We start from the raw sequence: 21,233 nt of genomic DNA on the forward strand, positions 1-21,233 counted from the left end.
AATCATTGAATCTTTTTAAAAATAAAGTCATTAATTTTGTGGCCCGCTTCAATGCCACGGCGCTCAAATTTGGTTTGTGGACGCCAGTCCGGACGTGGATAACTATGACCTTTTCCTGCAAGGTTTTCCAGTCTAGGACGATTGTCTAGAACCTCAAGCATCCATTCTGCATAAGGTTCCCAGTCAGTAGCCGAGTGGAAGGTACCACCGAGTTCAAGCTTTTGTTCAACCAGTTCCATACGTTCATGAGCTACAAAACGGCGTTTGAAGTGGCGTTTTTTCTGCCAGGGATCTGGGAAATACAGCTGAATGCAGTTGATACTGTTATCTGGCATTCCACGCAGTACCTGAATAGCATCGGCATCCAGTAAACGCAGATTTTTTAGTCCTGCCATACCTGCTTCATAGACACATTGTGCTATACCGGGCACATGTACTTCAATCCCTATAAAATTACGCTCAGGATTGGCTTTGGCCATAAGCACTAGCGAACGGCCCATACCAAAACCAATTTCTACAGTCAGCGGGCGTTCAGGGTATTCAAAGTGTTGACGTAAGTCACCCACTGGATACTCTAAAATCAAATTACGATACTGTTCCAGAGCTGTGCGCTGTGAAGTATTTAGCGGTGAGGAGCGACGCATAAATGTCACAATTTCACGATGTTCAGGCAAATTGTCCAGTTCGGTAATTTGCGTTTCTAACTGATCGGTTGACATAATCTTGGCAGTACTAAAATCTGAAAACGCTATTTTAAAGACTGAAAAGGGCAAGTCAAATTTTTTGCACTCACTTAAGCTTAAAACATGCAGGTACTAAAAATAGCACTTTAAAACTTGAAAAATTATTGAATATTCTCAATATTGTATAAAGTAAATTTTATTTCAATATTTACGCTTTTTTGCAATTTATAACTTTGTTGACTTGAAAGTCTTTATGAAGCGTTTTAAAACATTATGAGTTAAATAACAAGGATCATATATGAAGCTTTATTATTCTCCAGGTGCATGTTCACTCGCAGCGCATATTATTTTAAATGAAATTAATGTTGATTTTGATTTAGAGCGAGTGAATTTAAAAACTCATAAAACAGAAAAAGGTACTGATTATTACGAAATCAATCCAAAGGGTTATGTGCCTGCGCTTGAGATCAATCCGGGTCTAATTTTAACTGAAAATGTAGCCATTCTTCCTTTTCTTGCCCAGCATGACCCAAAACAGGATCTAATTCCGCCATCAGGCATGGGACGTGCCAAAGTACTTGAATGGCTGGGATATCTGAATTCTGAACTGCATGACGCTTACGCTGTATTTTTTACAGGTAAACTGGGGGATGATGAAAAAGAAAAGGCCTATGCTGAGGTTGACCGACTACTAACGTATATTGACAATTATCTAGAAAACTGGGAATGCGATTATCTGGTTGATGATAATTTTGGTCCGGCTGATGCTTATCTATTTGTACTCACCAACTGGTCAAATCATATTGAACATGACCTGAGCCCATATAAGAATATTGTGGCTTTACGCAACAAAATTGCAGAACGTCAATCTGTTCAGATTGCAATGCGTGATGAAGGCTTGATTCCTTAAGCTGGTTGCTTTAAAAAGGACTCATATTGAGTCCTTTTTTTATTAATACTATTTAAAGAAGTAGCCCGTCTCTGGGGAGCTAGCATTTGCCATACGTTTACGTGGCATACGACCAGCCAGATATGCTTCACGGCCAGCTTCAACTGCTTTTTTCATAGCAGAGGCCATTACTACCGGTTGCTGTGCAGCAGCAATTGCAGTGTTCATGAGTACACCATCACAACCAAGCTCCATAGCAATTGCAGCGTCACTTGCTGTACCTACTCCTGCATCAACCAGTACCGGGACTTTGGCATTTTCTTTAATAATCGAAATAGTATGAGGATTCAGAATTCCCAAACCTGAGCCAATCAGGCTACCAAGTGGCATAATCGCTACACAGCCCATACTTTCGAGTTCTTGGGCTACGATTGGGTCATCCGAGGTATAAACCATAATCTCGAAACCATCGTCAATCAGGGTACGTGCAGCTTTTAGTGTAGCTGTAACATTCGGATATAATGTTTTTTCATCACCTAGTACTTCAAGCTTGACCAGATTATGGCCATCAAGTAATTCACGTGCCAGCATACAGGTACGAATGGCACTATCAGCATCAAAGCAGCCTGCTGTATTCGGTAAGATCGTATATTTTTCTGGAGGAATAACAGAGAGCAGGTTAGGTTGATCTGGATGCTGTCCAATATTCACGCGCCGGATGGCAACAGTTACTATTTCAGCACCACTTGCCTGAATAGCCAAATCAGTTTCATTTAAGTCTTTATATTTTCCGGTGCCAACCAGCAAACGTGAACTGAATTGACGGGAACCAATAATTAAAGGGGTATCTTGCATGGAAGAGCTCCAGATTAGCCGCCACCGACAGCGTGAATAATTTCAATACGATCTTGATCCGAAATAGGGGTATGTTCCAGTTTGCTTTTAGGAATGATCATTTCATTCATTTCTACTGCAAAACGCTTACCCTCTAGTGCAAGTGACTGGACCAATTCTAAAAGGTTCTGGCAGGGCGTATGCATAAGTTCGCCATTTAAATAGATCTGCATACCATTATTTCCATTCTTATCTTAAATATTTAAATGCATTCCAGGCCAGCAATAACCATCCACCAATCATCAGCGCCCCCCCAATAGGTGTAATCGCGCCAAGACCACGCGGAAGCCCTAGAGCCATAATATATAGTGAGCCACAAAACAGAAAAATACCAAACTGGATGAGCAGGAAACTGCCTTTAATTGGGAGTTGAGGCAAAGTCTTACTTATCACACCTAAAATCAATAAGCCTAAAGCATGATAAAAAAAGTATTCTGTTGCTGTGTGCCACCAAGCCAGTTGAGCTTCACTGGCACGAGTCTTTAAACCGTGTGCACCAAAAGCACCTACCATGACCGCCAAGGCAAGGTTGAGTGCGGAGATTGCAATCCACATAAGCCATAACCACCTGAAAAACTAGATGAACATTAACATAGATTTATATAGAGAATAAGGCTAATAAATAACAAAAATGAGAAACTAAAAAATAAGAAAGGGCAATAAATGCCCTTGGCTTTTGAGAAAATAATCAGGTTGCAGACATGGCAACCTTGATTTTTTCCATCGCATTTTTTTCTAACTGACGGATACGTTCTGCTGAAACATTATATTCTGCTGCCAGTTCATGTAGGGTTGACTTGTCATCATCGAGCCAGCGGCGTTGCAGGATATTCCGTGAACGGTCATCTAACTGATCCATAGCATTATGTAATGCCGAGTTGCTCTGTTCTTCCCAGTCCTCGTCTTCTACCAGACGGGCAGGATCATAGCGGCTGTCTTCCAGATAAAGTACCGGCGCCACATGACTAGATGAATCATCATCGTCATCACCTTGTGCCTCAAAAGCAGCATCATAGGCAGTAAGACGGCCTTCCATTTCCAGAACCTGCTCTGGTGTTACATTTAAATCATTTGCGATTGAGCGCGCTTCTTCGAGCGTTAACTTTTTACTGGACTTTTTCAAGCTACGCAAATTAAAAAATAATTTACGCTGTGCTTTAGTGGTGGCAATTTTTACAATACGCCAGTTACGAATAACGTATTCATGTATTTCGGCTTTAATCCAGTGAACTGCAAAAGACACCAAGCGTACACCCATGCTTGGATCAAAGCGTTTGACTGCTTTCATTAGTCCCAGATTACCTTCTTGAATCAGGTCACCCTGAGGCAAGCCGTAACCTGCATAACTGCGTGCAATGTGAACAACGAAACGCAGGTGCGACATGACCAGCATTTTCGCTGCATCTAGATCCTGATCATAATAATAACGTTCAGCAAGTTCTTTTTCCTGCTCGGCTGTTAAAATGGGGATCTGGTTAACGGTGCTAATATATGCACCGAGATTGACCCCTGGCGCAGATAATGACAGGGGCATCAATTGATTGCTGCTGTCACTCATGAGTTCTCCTTGTAGGACGATAATCGTACCAATGCATTTATCTTAATCGGAAAGATTTCCATAATTAAGGAATATTGGGTAGAAAAATGTAAAGTTTTATACCTTTAACACTGTATTATCTTAAAGGAAAATAATTAAGATTCAATTAAATAGTGGTATTCTTGAGCATGATTCTGAGTCAGGGTACATTTAATCTGATGGAGCCGGCAGTAACGTACAATATCTATCTCGCTATTTGGATCGGAAGCTTTTAAAATAAAGATAAATGGCGCCTTGGTTTGCTTTAAGGCCCGTTTTAACATTAGTAGTGGCATTGGGCAGGGCTGACCCAATGCATCGATTTCTACAGGGGTTGCCCCAAAAGTTTCGTTCATAATCTGAACTCAGAAAAAATTAGCTTTCATAAAAGGTATTTTAGCAAATAAAATCAGCTGACTGAATTTGCATTAGGAATCAATAGTAAAATATTTAAAAATAGAATTCAGTTCAATTATCATACAAAAACATAAACGAACGTAAAGAAGAATTCATTAAAAAAACTATTAATTGTCATAAACCCATGCTAAGCTCGTTGCGTACTTAGGGATTACCACTACCTAAATTGTGGTGAAACTTAAATATTTATGGATGTAACCGGGAATTTGTTAATAGTTTTACAGAATGATTACAAGCTTAGAAATAATAACTATTTTTAAATCTTGTTTGCTCTGCTGTTTGCAACACCGGAAGGTCCTTTAATTGAAGCAACTGAGGATTGACTTATGACAGCTCGTGAACAAGGCGTAGTAAAGTGGTTTAACGACACTAAAGGTTTTGGTTTTATTCAGCGTAACGGTGGTGATGACGTATTTGTTCATTTCCGTGCGATTATGGGTGAAGGCCATCGCTCACTACGTGACGGTCAACGCGTTGAATTCAGCGTAGTAAAAGGTCAAAAAGGTTTTCAGGCTGAAGAAGTGCAGCCTTTAGACTAATTCATCAATTTTGATTGATGAGAGGCGCTCCAATTTTCGTATTGGGGCGTTTTTGTTTATAATGAACGCCAATTTGGGTGATTAATAGTTAGAGCACGTATATGGCATCTGGTTTTGAAACCTTGAATTTACATCCGAAACTGAAAAAAGCGATTGATGCTTTAGGGTTCAAGGAAATGACTCCTATCCAGCAGAAGGTGTTAAATTATACCTTGGCTGGACACGATGCAATTGGTCGTGCGCAAACTGGTACGGGTAAAACCGCAGCCTTCCTGATCAGTGTAATCAATGATCTGCTTAATAATCCGATTAAAGAACAGCGTTATCGTGGTGAGGCAAGAGCCCTAATCCTGGCTCCTACACGTGAACTGGCTCTGCAAATTGAAAGTGATGCTAAAGAGTTAACCAAATTCACAGATCTGCATCTGGTTACATTACTGGGTGGTGTAGATTTTGATAAGCAGAAAAAGCAGCTTGATCAGAATTTTGTCGACATTATTGTGGCAACTCCAGGACGTTTGATAGATTTTGTAGAACAAAAAGAGGTTTGGCTGGACCAGATCGAATTTTTAGTGATTGATGAAGCTGACCGTCTGCTGGATATGGGATTCATTCCTTCAGTGAAAAGGATTGTACGGTTTTCACCTCGTAAAGAACAACGTCAGACTCTAATGTTCTCGGCTACATTCAGTTATGATGTACTGAACTTGGCTCAGCAATGGTTATTCGAGCCTGTTACAGTAGAAATTGAACCTGAAAAGAAAACCAATGCCGACGTTGAACAACGTGTGTATATGGTAGCGAACCGGGACAAATATAAGCTGCTACAAGAAATTTTACGTGATGAACCAATTGAAAAGGTTATGATCTTTGCAAATCGTCGTGACCAGGTGCGCCGTCTCTATGATCATTTGAAAAAGGATGGTTACAAAGTCGTTATGCTTTCAGGTGAAATTGCTCAGGATAAACGGCTGAAAATGCTGGATCAGTTCAAAAATGGCAAGCATAACATTATGATTGCTACTGATGTGGCCGGACGCGGTATTCATGTTGATAATGTTTCACATGTTATTAATTTTACTTTACCTGAACAGTCAGATGATTATGTTCATCGTATTGGTCGTACTGGTCGTGCTGGTGCACAGGGTGTTAGTATCAGCTTTTTATCAGAAGACGATGCGTTTTATCTGCCAGCCATTGAAAAAGCAATTGGACAGAAACTGCCACTTACTCGTTTAGATGGTTATTGTTAATTAAAGTGTTTAAATGAATTATCCCGGTCAATATGCCGGGATTTTCTATGAAGCTTATTTATGAATTAGTGCGACAGTAAAACGTTAATACAGTCTGATAATCGTCGTCGCGGGAGATATCTGTACGGTTACCGGTAATCGCACCGAGCACACCAGCAGCAGCTTGTACCATTTGGCCAGTCTGCTCATCCACCACGCCTTTGAGTACACCGTTATAACTGGTTTTCTCATCTACAACTACAGCAGTTGCTTTACTGCCACAAGTGCTGTTAGCTGCACTAATAGCATTATTTTTAGAAATAATATTGGTTTTACCAATTCCAGTCACTTCATACTGATTATTTTCCTTCTGAATTGCCAGACTGTTTTTTGGGGTGGTAGCACAGGCGGTCAGCATGAGCGAAGCTGCAAATAGGGAACCCAAACTTAGAATTTTTTTCATCATACACCCTAAAACTATTATTAAAAGATTGGAACTATTTGAGCATATTTACTCTGAATCATATTGAATGGGTTGTATGGAAATTGAAGTTTTATAGATATTATTTGTGAAAGCTGTTAAAAGCGCTACTGGCAGATTGTCTGTAACTCAATAAAATGAAAAGATTGTGCTAATCTAGTTTGATCTTGAATCTTATATTTAAAAATTAATGGCAGACAATACTGTAGAGCTGATTCATCACAATATTCATCAGCGGCAATCAATTGGACATCTGGTTGAACCTGCTCCAAATGCAGAACAGCTTGAACTCGCCTTTCAGGCAGCATTAACAGCACCAGACCATCACCGCTTAAAACCGACTCATTTTGTGGTTATTGCATCTGAGCAGCGCGAAACATTTGGTGAACTATTATCACAGGCAGTGGCTGATATGGGTACAATGGAAGCAGCACAGATTGAACGGGTAAAGAATCATCCTTTGCGTGCTCCGTTACTGGTCTTGGCGTTAACCCGTTTTCAAGATCACCCAAAAGTTCCTTATTTTGAACAAACATTAAGTTCAGGAGCAGCTATCCAGAACTTTTTGCTTTCCCTGCAAGCGCAAGGGTTTTCAACAATGTGGCGTTCAGGTGCTGTGGTAGAGTCCAGCTTGCTAAAAAAAGCTTTGAATTTGCGTGAACATGATTTAATTTCAGGCATTATCTATATTGGTACAGCAGCTAAAGCAATTGCACCGCGTACAGAGATAGATACACAGAATTTTGTAAGTTACTGGTCTGAATGATTTTGTTTCCATAGTATGGAACATGAAGGATAAAAATAATGTCAGAGTTGAAGTTTAGCGATCTGGTTGAACCTGTTGAAATTGACCGTAAAACTGCATTAAGAATCACTGTACTGGGTGGTGGAAGTTTTGGTACAGCTATGGCTAATATTTCTGTACGCAATGGTTGTGATACCAAGATCTGGATTCGCGATGAAGAAATTGCCCGGGAAATTAACCGGACACATATCAACCAGCGCTACTTGCCAGATTATCCTTTAGAGAAAGAATTGCAGGCAGTATCTGATCTTGAAGAGGCAGTACGCGACCGTGATATTATTCTGGTAGCCATTCCAAGCCATTCTTTTCGGGATGTTATACAAAAAATTAAACCTTTTATCAGTGCGCAGGCAGTGGTTTCGCTTACGAAAGGAATTGAAGCTAAAACCTTTAGCTTTATGAGTGACATTATTCGTGATGAGTTGCCAGAAGTTCCTTATGGAGTGCTTTCAGGCCCGAACCTGGCAAAAGAAATTATGGCAGGTATGCCGGCGGGTACAGTAATCGCCAGCCACTCGGAACTGGTGCGTTATGCGATGCAACAGGCTTTACATAGCGCTTTATTTCGTGTTTTTGGCAGTGATGACGTACATGGAGTAGAGCTTGGCGGTGCTTTAAAAAATATTTATGCAGTCGCGATGGGAATGGCGGCGGCCTATAATGTAGGTGAAAACACCAAAAGTATGATTATTACACGTGCCTTGGCTGAAATGAGCCGTTTTGCTGTCAAATTGGGTGCTAATCCTTTAACATTTTTAGGTTTATCTGGTGTTGGTGACCTGTTTGCTACCTGTAACAGTCCACTCAGCCGTAACTATCAAGTGGGTTTTGCTCTGGGTAAAGGCAAAACTTTAGAACAGGCTACGCAGGAATTAGGACAAACTGCGGAAGGGATCAATACTATCGTTCAGGTACGTACACGAGCACAAGAGCTTGAGGTATATATGCCGATCACTAATGCTTTGTATGAAGTTATTTTTGAAAATGCGCCGCCACTAACAATAGCCTTATCTTTGATGAAAAATGGTCATCGCAGTGATGTAGAATTTGTGTTGCCACATAATCAGGTCTAATCATCAAGACATATCATAAATGTCATGAAAAAACGTTATGATAGGTCTGAAGTAATGGGGATAGTATATGCAATTGGTTCTGATTCGACATGGTGAGGCAGCCCATCCGCTGCAAGTAACCGACAGCAAGCGACCTTTGACTGAGCGGGGTCATACACAGGCTGAGGAAACTGGAAAATATTTGAAAGATCTGATACAGCCAGAGGTTTTTGTTGTGAGTCCGTTATTACGGGCACAAGAAACCTTGGTCCATATTCAAAAGAATTTCCCTGATGTTCCGGTACTGGTCTGTGATAAAATTAAACCAGATGATCAGGCAAAAGATGCGATTGACTGGCTAGCACAACTACCTTACCAGTCGATTACTGTCGTGTGTCATATGAATGTTATTGCACATATTGCCGAGCAGCTTATTCATGAGCCATTTCATCCTTTTGCACTGGCTGAAGCGCGAATTTATGAACTTCCCGTAATTGCAAATGGCCTGGCAGTCCAACAGCAGAACTTTATTCCAGTACATTAAAATAAATTAGAAAAATGGTAGATCAGACTTAATGTTGTATTTATGGATGCCAGAAGCCAATGGAGTTTGGCAATGGTCAAATGGGGATGCCTGGAGTGAGAGCTCGAGTCTTGAACAGCTGATTCAGGAAATTAAAATATATCAAGGTGAAGAAATAGTTGTTTTTTTCCCAAGTCGCGGGCTACAACTGCTTCAGCAGCAGATGAGTAAATCTCAATATAAGCAGCTTGGTACAGAAGGGGTACGCTATCTGCTGGAAGAGTATGTAATACAGCCGATTGATCAGCTAAAAGTACTGCACTATTTTCAGGCTGCTGAAGAACGATTAACAGTCATGGGAGTAGCACTGAATTTAGTAGAAACATTACTGCATTCACTGAATTTACTTCCTTTAAAAGTTGCTGCACTTTTGCCAGATTTCCTGGTTTTACCCCAGCCTGATCCCGGTGAAACTATACTTGCAAATATTCATCAGCGGTTACTTGCACGTGAAAATGAGTTTAGTGGCAATTCAATAGATGAGCTTGGAGTTTATCTGGAATTTATTCATCCGGAGACCCGTTTCCGTTGTAGCGGGCTGAGTCCAGATCAGCAAATAGTACTAGATGCAGTAACTACTCAAGAGCAGAGACAGTACTTTAGTTATCAGTTCGAGCCTATTAAAAAGCCTAAACAGCATCCCTTCAATATTTTGCCTAAAGCACAAAAAAGTGAACAGTTTTCTGGTTATTGGAAAGCTTGTGCAGCAGTATTTTGTGCCATTCTTATAGTACAGTTGAGTTATGATGTATTACGCTGGTCAAAATTAAAAAAACTGGCTGATCAGACTGCGATACAGGCAATTGACCAGTATCAAGACTGGTTTGGACCCAATAGCCGTATTACTGAAGAAAATATACAAAGTCAGTTTGAAAGCCAATTGCGTATGAGCCGTAGTGCAAATACTGAGGCACTGCAAATTTTGAGCCGGGTTGGCCCAATCTTGGCCCAGCAGCAGATTCTGGCAGAGCGGGTAGGATATGAGTCATCAATATTAAGTCTTGATTTGAAAGCCAGTTCATCTGAACAGTTGCAGGCACTTACCCAGCAGTTAAACCAGCAAGGTTTTAAAGCTGAACTTGGTAATGTACAAACCCAGGGGGCGGGAGTAATCGGTTTGGTGAAAGTACAATAATGAAAATATTTGAGAAAATAGACCATTCATGGAAAAACCTAGCTGAGCGTATAGAAGACTATCTGGACGGACTTTCTCTGCGCGAAAGAATCATGGTAATTTTTACCACAGTCTTTGTGCTGGTCACAGCCGTTGGATGGTCACTCTGGACCATGCATAAAGCTGCGGATGACCAGCAAAAACGTTTAAATGACCTCAAGGATCTTATGGTCCGGATGCAGACCAATGCAGTAACCATGAAACCAGCGGGAGAGTCGCAGCTGACGCCGGTAGAGAAGGTGCAGCGTATTTCTCAACAGCAGGGGTTATCAGCCAGTATCCAGGCCACCGGAAAGCAGCTTCAGATTTCAGTGCAGCATGATAATTATGCTGTATTAGCCAACTTCCTAACCCAAATGGCACAGATGGGTTTAAATATTGAAAAAATGGAGCTTATAAATCAAAACCAGCAAATCAGGCTCGTTGTGACCGTGCAATAAGCTGTAAAAATAAACATAGTTCAGGCATAGCCTTTTATGTAACCTGTGCCTATAATATGGCAACTTGTAAAGCGGTAGATTTTTGCTGATATGTTCTATTCTCTGGCCCGCCCCATGTTGTTTTCGCTAGCACCAGAGCGTGCACATGAACTGACCTTATCATTGCTAAAATCAGCCCATAAGTTTGGAATTGGACATCAGACAGTTGCCCATAAGCCTGTGACCTGTATGGGAATCGAATTTCCCAACCCGGTCGGACTAGCAGCAGGTTTGGATAAAAATGGCGCTTATATTGATGCTTTAGCTGCATTGGGTTTCGGTTTTATTGAAATCGGAACAGTTACTCCACGTCCCCAAACCGGTAATGCTCAGCCACGTTTATTTAGGATTCCTGAGGCAAAGGCCATCATTAACCGTATGGGTTTTAATAATGATGGTGTTGATCGGCTGGTTGAGAATGTAAAAGCAGCGAAATATAAAGGCATTCTGGGAATTAACATCGGTAAAAACGCTGATACCCCTGTAGAAAATGCAGTTTCGGACTATCTGACCTGTCTTGAAAAAGTATATAATTATGCTTCTTATGTGACAGTAAATATTTCTTCCCCAAATACCAAAAATTTACGCGATCTGCAAAGTGGTCATGCTTTGACCGAGTTGCTTAAAACATTGAAAAACCGACAGCTTGAGCTCGCAGAGCAATATCAGCATTATGTGCCTCTAGTTTTAAAAGTTGCGCCGGATCTGAGCCAGCAGGATATCGAATTTATTGCTTCCCAGCTGGTTATCTTCAAAATTGATGGGCTGATTGTGACTAACACTACTTTATCCCGTGAAGGAGTAGAGGGTTTGGCCTGTGCAGATGAGAGCGGTGGATTGTCTGGTGCACCAGTATTTGAGAAAAGTAACCAGTGTTTGCAGGAATTTGCGAAAAGGCTAAAAGGTCAGGTCGCTCTGGTGGGTGTGGGTGGGATTGTGTCTGGAAACCAGGCTGCTGTAAAACAACAGTATGGTGCCCAGCTTGTACAGATTTACAGTGGTCTTATCTATACTGGACCAAATTTGATCAAAGACTGTGTTGATGCCATGAATTAATTTATGAATACCATCGATATAGTTATCCTGATTATCCTGCTCATTGGAGGGCTTAACGGTTTGCGACAAGGATTTGTAAAGGCCTTTGCGAACTTGGTAGGATGGGTATTTGCACTGATTATTGGTGCAAAATATGCCAATATTCTCGCGCCTTCTATGGTGGTACTCAGTCATGATCCGGTGGTCCAGAAAATTGCCGCCTTTGCATTTATTGCCCTGATCATTGTTGTGCTGACCTGGATTGTCACCGCATTTCTGAATGGTATTCTGAAAACATTTAAATTAGGTCCATTAAACCGTTTGGCTGGTGGAGCTTTTGGTTCGCTTAAAGGCCTGCTGGTAGTCTTGATTACTATGCAAGGCTTAGGCCCTTGGGTGGAAAGTTCTCCTCACTGGAAGCAGTCCAGACTGATACAAGCCTTATTACCTTATGCGCCTATGGCAACTGAAATTTCTAAAAATGTGGCGAATCATGCATTAGATGAAATGAAGTCTGAACAACAGCCTGCATCTTCTCCTTCTCGGCGTGAGTCCAATGATACAGCTGCCAGTGAGCGTTCAAACCATTCAACAAATAATCCTTTTTATTAATCCTAGCCTGTCTGCGAGGTTGTTATGTGTGGAGTAGTTGGTATAGCCGGTAAAGCGCCAGTTAACCAAATGTTGTTTGATGCTTTGACGATGTTGCAACATCGTGGACAAGATGCAGCTGGGATTGTAACCTGCCATGAAGGACGTCTTTTCTTGAGAAAAGATAATGGTATGGTACGCGATGTATTCCATACGCGTCATATGCGTGCCTTACTGGGTAATTACGGCATCGGACATGTACGTTATCCTACTGCGGGTTCATCAAGTAGTGCCGAAGCACAGCCCTTCTATGTAAATTCACCTTATGGGATTACCTTGGCACATAACGGTAATCTGGTAAATGCAAAAGATATCCATGAAGACCTGTTCAAAACTGACTTGCGTCATATGAACACTGATTCGGATTCAGAAGTGCTGCTTAATGTATTTGCCCATGAGTTACAGAAGAGTGGCAAGTTAGAGCCATGTGCAGAAGATATTTTCCATGCTGTAAGCCGTGTGCATGATCGCTGTAAGGGAGCTTACGGTGTAGTAGCCATGATTACCGGACATGGTGTAGTCGGGTTTCGCGATCCTAACGGGATTCGCCCTTTAATTTATGGATCCCGTGAAACAGAAGAAGGTACTGAATATATTATTGCTTCAGAATCTGTGGCAATTACTGCGCTGGGTTTTAAAATCGAGCGTGATGTAGCACCAGGTGAGGCCATCTTTATTGATTCACAAGGTCAGCTATTTACCCAGCAATGTGCCAAGAACCCTTCTTATCGCCCATGTATCTTTGAATATGTTTATTTCGCACGTCCTGATGCCATTATTGATGGTATTTCGGTGTATAAATCCCGTTTACGCATGGGAGAAACACTTGCAGCAAAAATTTTGCGTGAATGGGGCGAAAATCATGATATTGACGTGGTGATTCCTATTCCAGATACCAGCCGTACATCTGCATTGGAGTTGGCTAATATTCTCGGGGTGAAATTCCGCGAAGGTTTTATGAAGAACCGTTATATCGGACGAACCTTCATCATGCCGGGGCAGCAGCAGCGTAAGAAATCTGTACGCCAAAAATTAAACCCGGTTGAGTTGGAGTTCAAAGGCAAAAATGTCTTGCTGGTAGATGACTCAATTGTTCGCGGTACTACCTGTAACGAAATCATTCAGATGGCGCGTGATTCTGGAGCCAAACAGGTCTTTTTTGCTTCGGCTGCACCAGAAGTCATGTATCCGAATGTTTACGGGATTGACATGCCGGCCAAATTTGAACTGATTGCGTCAGGCCGGAGTGTTGAGGAAGTGCGTGAAATTATTGGTGCTGACCGGTTGATTTTTCAGGATCTGGAAGATTTGAAAGATGCTGTTCGTACCAAGAAAGTTCCTCATCTGACCGAGTTTGACTGTTCTGTATTTGATGGTATATATGTGACAGGCAATATTGATGAAATTTATCTGGAAGATCTGGAAAAATTGAGAAACGATATGGCCAAAAAGGGTAAAGACCCGTATATCGATGTCAATATTGATGCCGCTTCTGTTGATTTGACCGGAATCAGGGAAGAGTAAGCGCGAACACGTTAAAAAGCGGGTTTTGCCCGCTTTTTTACTTTAAGATAGGCAAAACAATGTAATCAGGAAATTTTACATTGAAAGACGTCAGCCATTATTTAATTACTAATAAAAATATGATGTGGTCTATGAGCATTTGCCTGCTTGCGATCATTTTAAGTATATTTATTCTCAATAGTCTGTTGGGTCTAATAGTTCATTTTTTTGATCCTGAACAAGCTGTCATGTGGCATGTATTCAGCCCTTATCTGATCTTATTGTTATTACTGGTAATGGGTGGTTCGGTTGCCTATGAACGCTATGTATTTCGTTCCGGAGGGCATACGCTTGCTAAACAGCTAAAAGCGCGGCGTCTTAATCTGATTGAAAGCACACCTGAGGAAAGTGTAGCCATTCATTTAAATGAACATTTGGCGCAAAAGTTCATGATCAATCCTCCGACTTTATATGTGCTGCCGGATGAGATCGGTGTAAATGCTTTAACCGCTGGCTTCCATCCCCAGGATATTGTAATTGTGTTGACATGGGGAGCATTGCAAAACCTCGATGAGCTAGAACTTTACGGGTTACTCAGTCATGAGTTTAATCAGATACTTTCTGGCGAAACAGCTGAAAATACCCGGCTTAAGATCGTTTATAGTAGCCTGACTACTTTTAGCCAATGGGGGAGTAAAATTGCCAAATTGGGGTTTCGAAAAACTACTATTAATAAACGTCACCAATTTGAAACAACGTTTGTCGCAATAGGAGGTATTATCTGGCTGGTTGGCAGTTTGGGCGTGTTGGTGACTCGTCTGATCAAATATCTGACTTTAGGTGGACGTACCTTCCGGAATGATTTTAAAACCAAGCGTCTCATTCAAAACGATGCCAATATTCAGACTTTACTCCGAATTTATGTGCATCATGCAGGTTCACAGATTCATAGTGAATATTCAGAATCAATTGCCCATATGTGTTTTGCCAACTCATTGAGTCCGCAGAGCTGGATGAATATTCATCCCAATATTGAAGAAAGAATTTATGAACTAAATCCTGCCTTACTACAAGACTTGCAGCTTGAAAACCTGAAAAAGCTGCGTAGCCAACCATTTTTTAGCCTGTTTCGTTCTCTAGAAGAAATTAATGGCGAAGTCTACAATCCTTGGACTTCTCCACAACCGCTACCTTTATTACGTTTGTCTCCTATCAGCTTTGCTATTAATGATGCAATCAAACCTCTCAAGCCTGAAATACGTCGTGGCATGAAGCGCCCCGAGCTGATCCAGCGTGCTATGTTGACTGCTACTGGGTCAAGAGAAGTTATGGTTGCGATCTTGATGATTCGTCAATATCGGGAATTTATTCCTAAAGAAGCTGAAGTTAGCCGTGCAATTGTGGATGCATTGCTGAATCTGGACGGTCGTGTACATATCCAGATTTTTTTAGAGGCCTGTAAAAATATTGGTCATATGCCCGCATCTATTGCCCGTCAATTTCTAACCCGACTGGCAAAAATTATTCAAGAAGATGGCGAAATTGGACTACTCGATGCTTTATTGCTCGAAAAAGTTAAATATGAGCTAAATCTGATGCCTTTGCACATGCCTGTATCTTTAGAAGACGCTAAACCGCAGATTGTACGGCTGGTCGACGCACTATTGCATGTACAGCAGATTAATAGTCCAAACCAGCTAGATGTGCGATATAGAATTTTACAGCAGGTTCTTACTCTGGATGAGCTGTCTTTATATGAAGAAATTTCTGATGAGCCGCTCGATTTGGCAGAGATTTTAAATGATATTGCGGGGCTATTACTGCGTGACCGGTTAAGTATGCTGGGAATTGCCGAGCTTTGCCTGTGGCATGACCGGATTATTACCCAAGATGAGCTCGATGTACTAGAGTTGCTCTACTGGCGATTGGGTTTTGAAACCAGAGAAATTATTGACCAGATGCAAAAGAAGAATAGTGTCATGATTATTTGAAACTGGTGACGATTTTATTAAATCAGAATATGCACCATGATGAATGAATAAAATATCTGAACCGGCCAGAAACTACAGCAAAGCATATAAAAGCCCGTTAGAATAGCTTTCAGGAAAATTAGGGTAGTAACATGATTGGGCATGAGCGGAAAATACTGGCAACTTTAGGAATTGATGTCTGGATTCCTCGAGGTACTGTATCAGCACGCCTTGGCAATACACCAATCTGGCGTGATCAGACAGCACGGGTTGAGCCGTTACATTTTCATGATCATGTAAAAGATGTTAAGCCTGATTCTGCTACAGAAAACCTGCAAAAAAAAATCACGGATATTGTTGAGCAGGTAGCTGTTGATAAACTACCACCCCAAGCTGAAAAAGAGCACCTGTCAGCAGCTTCCAAGGATGCAAATGCTGTAGAGGCTGTCAATCCTATAGTAGAAGTTGAAGCTTTTAGTGTGCAGGCTTATAGTTTGGCGCACTGTACAATTTTAATAAATGCTACCCGTCTAACTGAGCCGCAGCAACAGCTATGGTTAAATATTCAGCGTAGCTTGTCAGGACAGTATAGTTTGCTGGAATGGCCTTTCCCATTGCCCAATTTTCAGGATAATCGTGGTGTAGGTTGCTATGTACAAGGTTTTATTGATGCTATTGCCTATGAAAAATCAGTGTTAAGCCTAGGTGATATTCCATATCTGAATCATTCAAAAGTTATCCGTTTAGCCAGTTTGCAGGAAATGCTGGATAAACCGTTACTGAAGAAACGCCTGTGGCAATTTATGTATAAAAAGATGGAATAGCAGAGAAATAGGAATACAAAAATGGATAAAAAGCGCGTAGTCGTATTTAGCCAGATTGATCAGGCCATTCTTGAGCGTTTGCAACAGCAATATGAAGTTCAGGTATTAAATCCTAAATCAGGTGATATTAATGAGCAAATCCGTCAGGCAGTAACAAATGCTGATGGCATGATTGGTTCGGGACGAGTGCTGAATAAATCTAACCTGGCGAGTGCACAGCAGCTTAAGGTTATTTCAACTGTAAGTGTTGGTTATGATAATTATGATGTGGATTATCTAAACCAGAAAAAAATCTGGCTTTCAAATACTCCGCATGTCTTAACAGAGACTACTGCTGATTTGGCTTTTAGTTTATTGATGAGTGCAGCACGCAGAGTACCTTATCTGGACCAATGGACCAAGCAGGGTCAGTGGAAACGTACGGCGGGTACTGAGCAGTTTGGTCAAGATATTTTTGGCAAAACTTTAGGTATTATTGGTTTGGGGAATATTGGTGCGGCAGTCGCACGTCGTGGACATTATGGTTTTAATATGGATATTCTGTATCATAACCGCCGTGAGCAACCTGAACTTGCCCAGCCTCTTGCAGCAAAATATTGTTCAATGAGTGAACTGCTTCAGCACTCTGATTTTATAGTCATGGCAGTCGACTTAAATCATGAATCTAAAGCTCTCATCGGCCAGGCAGAATTTGATCAGATGCAATCCCATGCTGTATTCGTCAATATTGCACGTGGTTCAGTTATAGATGAAGCAGCACTGATCAATACTCTAAAACAGAACAAGATTTTTGCTGCCGGTCTGGATGTTTATAGCAAAGAACCTTTACAAGAATCTGAACTTTTTAACCTGTCGAATGTTGTTACTCTGCCTCATGTGGGTTCTGCAACTGGAGAAACCCGTAAAAAAATGGCCGAGCTGGCTTATCAGAACTTGGTACAGGCTCTAGAAGGCCAAATTCCACGGTATCTGGTTAACCCTGGCTTTAACTAAAGCTTCATAACACTTCACTGCATTTTTCTTCAATATTGAGTGTTATATTAGCTAAAGATGAATTCAGCTATGGAATCAAGATTGAAAAAGTTTTTGCTTGCAGCAGGACTGAGCAGTCTGACCACTTTCAGTCCAGCACTTACTTTTGACGCTCCTTCTTCATTTGGTCAGGTAGAAGTACCTGATATTGGTGGAGGAGTAGGGTTAATTGATCAGCAGCAAGAACGCTTCATTGGTGAAAAAGTTTATCGTGAAGTTCATAAACAAATGCCGGTCATGCAAAACCCCTGGCTTGAAGACCAGTTATATTCTATTTTCACCCGTATTTTAAGTCAGACTCAAGCAGGGCAGCCAATTGGACTAGTACTAATTAAAGATTCTCAAATTAATGCTTTCGCTGTGCCGGGCGGGCTGTTTGCAATTAATACGGGGATGGTAACTTCCGCCCGTAATATTGATGAGGTGGCAGGGGTGATGGCGCATGAGATTGCGCATGTTACCCAGCGCCATTACAGCCGTTCTAAAGAGGCATTTAAAGGCCAAGGGCTGCTTGCACTGGCTGGTGTTTTGGTGGGAGCAGCCATTGCTTCACAGGCTGATGGAGAAGCAGGCACAGCAGTTATGCTCGGTACTCAAGCTGCCTTAATGGATAAACAGCTAACCTACAGCCGCAACCAGGAACGTGAAGCAGACCGTATAGGCATGCAATATATGTACTCGGCTGGCTACAATCCACAAGGCATGGCAGATTTTTTTGAGCTGATGAACCGTTCTACTAGCCGTGTCAGTTTTATGCCAGACTTTTGGCTCACTCATCCCTTAACCTCACAGCGCATGAGCGAAGCAAGACTACGGGCTAACCAGTTGCCTAAAGTAAAAAGTAGTTTATCTGACCCTGATTTTGAAATTGTTAAGCTTTATACTGCGGTGGTCGCTCATCAGGCAACTGAAAATCAGCTGTCTATTTTGGCAAAACAGGGCAGCTTTGCAGGCCAGTTGGCGTTAGCTGCATTTTATGAACAGCAGGGCGATTATGGTCAGGCACAAACAGCATTAAATCAGGCAAAAATGGCAAACCGTCCACATCCGCTGATTTCTCTTATACAGATTGATATTTATCTTGGACAAAACAAGATAGATCTGGCTTTAAATACAATTAGCCCGTTACAGCGCATCATGCCAGAAAATCGGTCATTAGCTTATAAACTGGCTGAAGTACTAATCCGGCAACAGCAGCCAAAACAAGTAATTAAACTGGTACAGCGCTTTACTAATAATAATCCAAGAGATGTATATGGATGGCATTTAATGCAACAGGCAGCTGCACTTGAGCCGGCTTCAGCCTTAAAAGCTGTGAATGTATTACGTTATCGTGCTGAGGTGGAATACTGGAGTGGAGAAGAAGAAGCGGCAATTAAGTCGATGTTGCATGCACAGCGACTGGCAAAAAATAATAATGCGATGTCTGCCAGAATTGATGCGCGATTAAATCAGATGCAACAGGAGCGCCAATTAAAAATCTAAATGATAGAAACCAGGGTGTTAAGAAAGCTTGGCCTTGATTTTGCCTGAAACAGCAGAAGGGTCGGCACGTCCGGCTATGATCGGACGTAGAGAATTCATCACCTTACCCATATCTTTCATGCTAGTCGCTCCTTGAGCAGCAATTGTTTGCTCAATGAGAGAATCAAGTTCTTCCTCAGTCATAGCTGCTGGTAGAAATTGGGAAATAATCTCAATCTCGGCTTGTTCTTTACTAGCTAAATCTTCGCGGCCAGCGCCCTGATAGGCTTTTACTGACTCTTTACGTTGCTTGATCTGTTTCTCAATGACCGCAAGAACCTGAGAATCATCAAGCTCTTTGCGTTCATCAATTTCGATTTGCTTGATGGCTGCCTGCAGACCACGAAAAACAGTCACTGTTGCCATAGCTTTGGCACGCATTGCAGTTTTCAATGCATCAGTAATCTGTTCTTTTAAAGTAGTCATAATATTTTCCAGGCAGTAATCAGTCACAAATTAATTAGTAAAGGCGAGTAGTACGTACAGATTCACGAGCCAGTTTTTTCTGGTAACGCTTAACTGCAGCAGCTTTTTTACGCTTACGTTCTTGAGTTGGTTTTTCGTAGAATTCACGCTTACGAACGTCAGCAAGAACACCTGCTTTTTCGCATGAACGTTTGAAACGACGGATAGCTACGTCTACTGGTTCGCCTTCTTTCAACTTAACTTGTGGCATGAAGAATCCTCTAAGTTTATGGATAAGTACACAGGCAGGATTGCCCGCATACACAAGTGAAGGCCATTATTTTACTCATTTACTTCTCATACCACAAGTCTATAATAGTTTCTGCATTATTTTTTCGCATTGGATAAAGGCAGTTTAATGATTGTTTTAGGCTTGGAAACTTCTTGTGATGAAACCGGATTGGCTCTTTATGACAGCGAGCAGGGTTTGCGTGGGCAAGTACTTTATAGCCAGATCAAGCTGCATGCAGAGTATGGTGGAGTAGTGCCGGAGCTGGCTTCACGGGATCATGTACGCAAGCTGATTCCGCTTTTAGATGAGCTGCTGATACAAAGCGGTGTTAAAAAGACTGAAATTGATGCAGTTGCCTATACCCGTGGGCCAGGTTTAATGGGCGCGCTAATGACCGGAGCACTTTTCGGACGTACTCTGGCATTTGCCTTGAACAAACCGGCAATTGGGGTTCATCATATGGAAGGCCATATGCTGGCGCCTTTACTTTCAGATACTCCACCTGAATTCCCATTTGTCGCGCTTCTGGTTTCAGGTGGGCATTCCCAGTTAATGGCAGCTTATGGTATCGGACAATATGAATTACTGGGTGAGTCTATTGATGATGCCGCCGGTGAGGCTTTTGATAAAGTCGCGAAAATGATGAATCTGCCGTATCCGGGAGGACCCAATATTGCCAGGCTTGCCCAGCAGGGTAATCCGACTGCATTTGATTTTCCACGTCCGATGTTACACCAGGGTCTGACCTTTTCATTTAGTGGCTTAAAAACTGCTGTTTCGGTCCAGCTTAAAAAAGTTGAAGGCCAAAATCGTGAAGCCGATATTGCTGCCAGTTTTCAAGAAGCTATTGTCGATACTTTAGTAAAAAAATCAGTCAAGGCATTAAAACAGACCGGGTTAAACCGTTTGGTAATAGCAGGTGGTGTAAGTGCAAACCAGCGTTTACGTGAACAGCTGGAAAGCAGCTTAAATAGAATTAAAGCTTCAGTTTATTATGCTGAGCCTGCACTCTGTACAGATAATGGTGCCATGATTGCATTTGCTGGTTACCAGCGTCTGAAAGCAGGACAACAGGATGACTTATCTGTAACCACTACACCGCGCTGGCCAATGACAGAGCTGACTCGTCCGGCAGAAATATAATTTGGTTTAATTAAGGAAGAGGCTTTTGCCTCTTTTTTATTTTCTATTGA

Annotated in this window: 25 protein-coding genes; 16 read left to right on the top strand and 9 right to left on the bottom strand. The window is 41.7% G+C overall.

The window, feature by feature from the left end:
* Positions 1-2: 2 nt before the first annotated feature.
* Complete coding sequence (gene trmB, locus ACRAD_RS04910; RefSeq protein WP_005025408.1) at positions 3-719, bottom strand: tRNA (guanosine(46)-N7)-methyltransferase TrmB; 717 nt, start codon at positions 717-719, stop codon at positions 3-5.
* A gap of 262 nt (positions 720-981) precedes the next feature.
* Here trmB and ACRAD_RS04915 point away from each other — a divergent pair, with 262 nt between their 5' ends.
* Positions 982-1,593: a glutathione binding-like protein gene (locus ACRAD_RS04915; RefSeq protein WP_005014936.1), complete on the top strand. Its 612-nt coding sequence runs from the start codon at positions 982-984 to the stop codon at positions 1,591-1,593.
* A gap of 48 nt (positions 1,594-1,641) precedes the next feature.
* On the opposite strand, the gene ACRAD_RS04920 is transcribed toward ACRAD_RS04915, so the two are convergent.
* From ACRAD_RS04920 to ACRAD_RS04940, 5 genes are all read right to left on the bottom strand, one after another.
* On the bottom strand, positions 1,642-2,427 hold the full coding sequence (locus ACRAD_RS04920; protein ID WP_005025409.1) for a thiazole synthase: 786 nt from the start codon (positions 2,425-2,427) through the stop codon (positions 1,642-1,644).
* A gap of 14 nt (positions 2,428-2,441) precedes the next feature.
* Positions 2,442-2,639: a sulfur carrier protein ThiS gene (gene thiS / locus ACRAD_RS04925; RefSeq protein ID WP_005014927.1), complete on the bottom strand. Its 198-nt coding sequence runs from the start codon at positions 2,637-2,639 to the stop codon at positions 2,442-2,444.
* 16 nt (positions 2,640-2,655) lie between these two features.
* Complete coding sequence (locus ACRAD_RS04930) at positions 2,656-3,021, bottom strand: DUF423 domain-containing protein (protein WP_005014926.1); 366 nt, start codon at positions 3,019-3,021, stop codon at positions 2,656-2,658.
* Positions 3,022-3,154: 133 nt separating this feature from the next.
* Complete coding sequence (gene rpoH / locus ACRAD_RS04935) at positions 3,155-4,024, bottom strand: RNA polymerase sigma factor RpoH (RefSeq protein ID WP_005014925.1); 870 nt, start codon at positions 4,022-4,024, stop codon at positions 3,155-3,157.
* Between the two features lie 134 nt (positions 4,025-4,158).
* Positions 4,159-4,398, bottom strand: a complete 240-nt coding sequence (locus ACRAD_RS04940; protein ID WP_005014924.1) for a sulfurtransferase TusA family protein — start codon at positions 4,396-4,398, stop codon at positions 4,159-4,161.
* A gap of 387 nt (positions 4,399-4,785) precedes the next feature.
* Here ACRAD_RS04940 and ACRAD_RS04945 point away from each other — a divergent pair, with 387 nt between their 5' ends.
* Positions 4,786-4,998, top strand: a complete 213-nt coding sequence (locus ACRAD_RS04945; protein ID WP_005014923.1) for a cold-shock protein — start codon at positions 4,786-4,788, stop codon at positions 4,996-4,998.
* Positions 4,999-5,099: 101 nt separating this feature from the next.
* Positions 5,100-6,251, top strand: coding sequence for an ATP-dependent RNA helicase RhlB (rhlB, locus tag ACRAD_RS04950; RefSeq protein WP_005014921.1), 1,152 nt, complete (start codon positions 5,100-5,102; stop codon positions 6,249-6,251).
* A gap of 58 nt (positions 6,252-6,309) precedes the next feature.
* Here rhlB and ACRAD_RS04955 read toward each other — a convergent pair whose 3' ends face one another.
* Complete coding sequence (locus ACRAD_RS04955) at positions 6,310-6,693, bottom strand: hypothetical protein (RefSeq protein WP_005014919.1); 384 nt, start codon at positions 6,691-6,693, stop codon at positions 6,310-6,312.
* Positions 6,694-6,901: 208 nt separating this feature from the next.
* Between ACRAD_RS04955 and ACRAD_RS04960 the strand changes: the two genes are divergently transcribed.
* From ACRAD_RS04960 to ACRAD_RS05015, 12 genes are all read left to right on the top strand, one after another.
* Positions 6,902-7,477 carry a nitroreductase family protein gene (locus ACRAD_RS04960; protein ID WP_005014917.1) on the top strand — a complete coding sequence of 192 codons (576 nt, stop codon included), beginning with the start codon at positions 6,902-6,904 and terminating at the stop codon, positions 7,475-7,477.
* Between the two features lie 38 nt (positions 7,478-7,515).
* The gene (locus ACRAD_RS04965) at positions 7,516-8,589 is read left to right on the top strand and encodes an NAD(P)H-dependent glycerol-3-phosphate dehydrogenase (RefSeq protein WP_005014915.1); all 1,074 of its coding nucleotides are present in this window, start codon (positions 7,516-7,518) and stop codon (positions 8,587-8,589) included.
* Positions 8,590-8,656: 67 nt separating this feature from the next.
* On the top strand, positions 8,657-9,112 hold the full coding sequence (locus ACRAD_RS04970) for a phosphoglycerate mutase family protein (protein ID WP_005014914.1): 456 nt from the start codon (positions 8,657-8,659) through the stop codon (positions 9,110-9,112).
* A gap of 31 nt (positions 9,113-9,143) precedes the next feature.
* On the top strand, positions 9,144-10,286 hold the full coding sequence (gspL, locus tag ACRAD_RS04975; RefSeq protein WP_005014911.1) for a type II secretion system protein GspL: 1,143 nt from the start codon (positions 9,144-9,146) through the stop codon (positions 10,284-10,286).
* Entirely contained in the window at positions 10,286-10,765 is a 480-nt protein-coding gene (gspM, locus tag ACRAD_RS04980) for a type II secretion system protein GspM (RefSeq protein ID WP_005025414.1), read from the top strand. Before gspL ends, gspM begins: the two co-directional genes overlap by 1 nt.
* 90 nt (positions 10,766-10,855) lie before the next feature.
* The gene (locus ACRAD_RS04985; protein WP_010700201.1) at positions 10,856-11,860 is read left to right on the top strand and encodes a quinone-dependent dihydroorotate dehydrogenase; all 1,005 of its coding nucleotides are present in this window, start codon (positions 10,856-10,858) and stop codon (positions 11,858-11,860) included.
* Positions 11,861-11,863: 3 nt separating this feature from the next.
* The gene (locus tag ACRAD_RS04990; protein ID WP_005014905.1) at positions 11,864-12,451 is read left to right on the top strand and encodes a CvpA family protein; all 588 of its coding nucleotides are present in this window, start codon (positions 11,864-11,866) and stop codon (positions 12,449-12,451) included.
* Between the two features lie 24 nt (positions 12,452-12,475).
* Positions 12,476-14,014, top strand: a complete 1,539-nt coding sequence (purF, locus tag ACRAD_RS04995) for an amidophosphoribosyltransferase (RefSeq protein ID WP_005014903.1) — start codon at positions 12,476-12,478, stop codon at positions 14,012-14,014.
* An 80-nt stretch (positions 14,015-14,094) separates the two neighbouring features.
* Positions 14,095-15,984, top strand: a complete 1,890-nt coding sequence (locus ACRAD_RS05000) for a M48 family metalloprotease (RefSeq protein WP_005025418.1) — start codon at positions 14,095-14,097, stop codon at positions 15,982-15,984.
* A gap of 131 nt (positions 15,985-16,115) precedes the next feature.
* Positions 16,116-16,787 carry a hypothetical protein gene (locus ACRAD_RS05005; RefSeq protein ID WP_005014895.1) on the top strand — a complete coding sequence of 224 codons (672 nt, stop codon included), beginning with the start codon at positions 16,116-16,118 and terminating at the stop codon, positions 16,785-16,787.
* Between the two features lie 21 nt (positions 16,788-16,808).
* The gene (locus tag ACRAD_RS05010; RefSeq protein ID WP_005014893.1) at positions 16,809-17,780 is read left to right on the top strand and encodes a 2-hydroxyacid dehydrogenase; all 972 of its coding nucleotides are present in this window, start codon (positions 16,809-16,811) and stop codon (positions 17,778-17,780) included.
* Positions 17,781-17,849: 69 nt separating this feature from the next.
* On the top strand, positions 17,850-19,304 hold the full coding sequence (locus ACRAD_RS05015; protein WP_005014892.1) for a M48 family metalloprotease: 1,455 nt from the start codon (positions 17,850-17,852) through the stop codon (positions 19,302-19,304).
* 18 nt (positions 19,305-19,322) lie between these two features.
* Here ACRAD_RS05015 and ACRAD_RS05020 read toward each other — a convergent pair whose 3' ends face one another.
* Together ACRAD_RS05020 and rpsU are read right to left on the bottom strand one after the other, a co-directional pair.
* Entirely contained in the window at positions 19,323-19,769 is a 447-nt protein-coding gene (locus tag ACRAD_RS05020) for a GatB/YqeY domain-containing protein (RefSeq protein WP_005014888.1), read from the bottom strand.
* A 34-nt stretch (positions 19,770-19,803) separates the two neighbouring features.
* Positions 19,804-20,019: a 30S ribosomal protein S21 gene (gene rpsU, locus ACRAD_RS05025; protein ID WP_001136722.1), complete on the bottom strand. Its 216-nt coding sequence runs from the start codon at positions 20,017-20,019 to the stop codon at positions 19,804-19,806.
* Positions 20,020-20,166: 147 nt separating this feature from the next.
* Here rpsU and tsaD point away from each other — a divergent pair, with 147 nt between their 5' ends.
* Positions 20,167-21,183, top strand: coding sequence for a tRNA (adenosine(37)-N6)-threonylcarbamoyltransferase complex transferase subunit TsaD (tsaD, locus tag ACRAD_RS05030; RefSeq protein ID WP_005014887.1), 1,017 nt, complete (start codon positions 20,167-20,169; stop codon positions 21,181-21,183).
* Positions 21,184-21,233: the final 50 nt, after the last annotated feature.

It is taken from the genome of Acinetobacter radioresistens DSM 6976 = NBRC 102413 = CIP 103788 (assembly GCF_006757745.1).
In the GTDB taxonomy this organism is placed as follows: domain Bacteria; phylum Pseudomonadota; class Gammaproteobacteria; order Pseudomonadales; family Moraxellaceae; genus Acinetobacter; species Acinetobacter radioresistens.

Bases quoted from the DNA above. Each gene is read 5' to 3' on its own strand.
- trmB (WP_005025408.1), bottom strand. From the start codon at position 719: ATGTCAACCGATCAGTTAGAAACGCAAATTACCGAACTGGACAATTTG.
- ACRAD_RS04915 (WP_005014936.1), top strand. From the start codon at position 982: ATGAAGCTTTATTATTCTCCAGGTGCATGTTCACTCGCAGCGCATATT.
- ACRAD_RS04920 (WP_005025409.1), bottom strand. From the start codon at position 2,427: ATGCAAGATACCCCTTTAATTATTGGTTCCCGTCAATTCAGTTCACGT.
- thiS (WP_005014927.1), bottom strand. From the start codon at position 2,639: ATGCAGATCTATTTAAATGGCGAACTTATGCATACGCCCTGCCAGAAC.
- ACRAD_RS04930 (WP_005014926.1), bottom strand. From the start codon at position 3,021: ATGTGGATTGCAATCTCCGCACTCAACCTTGCCTTGGCGGTCATGGTA.
- rpoH (WP_005014925.1), bottom strand. From the start codon at position 4,024: ATGAGTGACAGCAGCAATCAATTGATGCCCCTGTCATTATCTGCGCCA.
- ACRAD_RS04940 (WP_005014924.1), bottom strand. From the start codon at position 4,398: ATGAACGAAACTTTTGGGGCAACCCCTGTAGAAATCGATGCATTGGGT.
- ACRAD_RS04945 (WP_005014923.1), top strand. From the start codon at position 4,786: ATGACAGCTCGTGAACAAGGCGTAGTAAAGTGGTTTAACGACACTAAA.
- rhlB (WP_005014921.1), top strand. From the start codon at position 5,100: ATGGCATCTGGTTTTGAAACCTTGAATTTACATCCGAAACTGAAAAAA.
- ACRAD_RS04955 (WP_005014919.1), bottom strand. From the start codon at position 6,693: ATGAAAAAAATTCTAAGTTTGGGTTCCCTATTTGCAGCTTCGCTCATG.
- ACRAD_RS04960 (WP_005014917.1), top strand. From the start codon at position 6,902: ATGGCAGACAATACTGTAGAGCTGATTCATCACAATATTCATCAGCGG.
- ACRAD_RS04965 (WP_005014915.1), top strand. From the start codon at position 7,516: ATGTCAGAGTTGAAGTTTAGCGATCTGGTTGAACCTGTTGAAATTGAC.
- ACRAD_RS04970 (WP_005014914.1), top strand. From the start codon at position 8,657: ATGCAATTGGTTCTGATTCGACATGGTGAGGCAGCCCATCCGCTGCAA.
- gspL (WP_005014911.1), top strand. From the start codon at position 9,144: ATGTTGTATTTATGGATGCCAGAAGCCAATGGAGTTTGGCAATGGTCA.
- gspM (WP_005025414.1), top strand. From the start codon at position 10,286: ATGAAAATATTTGAGAAAATAGACCATTCATGGAAAAACCTAGCTGAG.
- ACRAD_RS04985 (WP_010700201.1), top strand. From the start codon at position 10,856: ATGTTCTATTCTCTGGCCCGCCCCATGTTGTTTTCGCTAGCACCAGAG.
- ACRAD_RS04990 (WP_005014905.1), top strand. From the start codon at position 11,864: ATGAATACCATCGATATAGTTATCCTGATTATCCTGCTCATTGGAGGG.
- purF (WP_005014903.1), top strand. From the start codon at position 12,476: ATGTGTGGAGTAGTTGGTATAGCCGGTAAAGCGCCAGTTAACCAAATG.
- ACRAD_RS05005 (WP_005014895.1), top strand. From the start codon at position 16,116: ATGATTGGGCATGAGCGGAAAATACTGGCAACTTTAGGAATTGATGTC.
- ACRAD_RS05010 (WP_005014893.1), top strand. From the start codon at position 16,809: ATGGATAAAAAGCGCGTAGTCGTATTTAGCCAGATTGATCAGGCCATT.
- ACRAD_RS05015 (WP_005014892.1), top strand. From the start codon at position 17,850: ATGGAATCAAGATTGAAAAAGTTTTTGCTTGCAGCAGGACTGAGCAGT.
- ACRAD_RS05020 (WP_005014888.1), bottom strand. From the start codon at position 19,769: ATGACTACTTTAAAAGAACAGATTACTGATGCATTGAAAACTGCAATG.
- rpsU (WP_001136722.1), bottom strand. From the start codon at position 20,019: ATGCCACAAGTTAAGTTGAAAGAAGGCGAACCAGTAGACGTAGCTATC.
- tsaD (WP_005014887.1), top strand. From the start codon at position 20,167: ATGATTGTTTTAGGCTTGGAAACTTCTTGTGATGAAACCGGATTGGCT.